The organism is Streptomyces sp. NPDC020731 (assembly GCF_044334705.1).
Classification (GTDB): domain Bacteria; phylum Actinomycetota; class Actinomycetes; order Streptomycetales; family Streptomycetaceae; genus Streptomyces.
Genome location: NZ_JBIRTN010000057.1, coordinates 1 through 1105 on the forward strand (window position 1 = coordinate 1; position 1105 = coordinate 1105).

The 1105-nt window shown below is 63.2% G+C and carries 1 protein-coding gene; it reads right to left on the reverse strand.

Annotation, left to right across the window (positions count from 1 at the left end; genetic code table 11):
- Positions 1-37: 37 nt before the first annotated feature.
- Positions 38-877 (reverse strand): IS5 family transposase, encoded by an 840-nt coding sequence (locus ACH4VX_RS35610; RefSeq protein WP_398373475.1) that lies wholly within the window; start codon positions 875-877, stop codon positions 38-40.
- Positions 878-1105: the final 228 nt, after the last annotated feature.

Sequence of the window (1105 nt, forward strand, 5' to 3'; positions counted from 1 at the left end):
AGAGGGCGTTTGAAGTGGGCAACTTGCCGTTTACGTCCTAGTACGTTCCTCGCCAGGTGGGTGTCGTCTCGTCCGTTATGCGCCTGGTGAGGTTGTCGAGCGAGGCGATGTGGATCATGGCCTCGGAGCTGGAGGTGAGGGTCTCGTAGTCGCGGGCGAGGCGGCGGTGCATCATGATCCAACCGATGCTCCGCTCGACTACCCAGCGCCTTTTCACGACCTGGAAGCCGCGGGCCTCTGGGTTCCTGTTGACGACTTCGACGTCGATTCCGAGGCGGGCGCCGTGCTCGACGACGGCGTTCTTGAAGCCGGTGTCGACCCAGCTCTTGGAGAGGGTGGGGTACGTCTCCTTCGCCTGGTCGAGGAGGCGGATTCCCAGGGCGTTCTCCGACAGGCCGGCGGCGGTGACGGTCACGGCGAGTATGAGGCCGATCGTGTCGGTGAGGATGCCGCGCTTCCGGCCGACGATTTTCTTCGCGGCGTCCGTTCCCTGGCTGGTCACGGGCACGTTGGTGGAAGTCTTCACGCTCTGGGTGTCGATCACGGAGGCGGTCGGTTCGGGCTTGCGCCCTTCCTTCACGCGGGCCAGTCCGGTCAGGTCGTAGTTGAGCTGGGCGAAGATTCCTTCGTCGCGCCAGGCCGCGTAGTAGGCGTAGACGGTGCCGTGGTTCGGGAAGTCATGGGGGAGGTATTTCCAGGGGATTCCCGTGCGGTTCACGTAGAGGATCGCGTTGAAGACGTCCCGTAAATCGACTTTGGCCGGCTGCCCGGTTGGTCTGCGGTCGAGCCGGGCTTTTCTCCAGGCCGTCAACGTCGGCTCGATCAGGGCCCATCGGGCGTCGGACAGGTCGCTGGGGTATGGCTTGCGCTCGCTCACGACGTAGCGTGATCACGGGTGAGGCGGAGTGCTCGGTTCCGCTGTTCATTGGGCGATTCCGCGGCAACTTCAAACCAGACGGACTTCAAGGTGTAGAAGCGAACGAGACGGATGACCGAGCATCCACCGTGGAGAGCGTCATTCGCTGCCTATGGGATGAAGGCCCTCAAAGCGGGTCAGGGGCGAGAGCCGCATATAGGTCTTGACCTGCATAAACGCCCTCTCAGA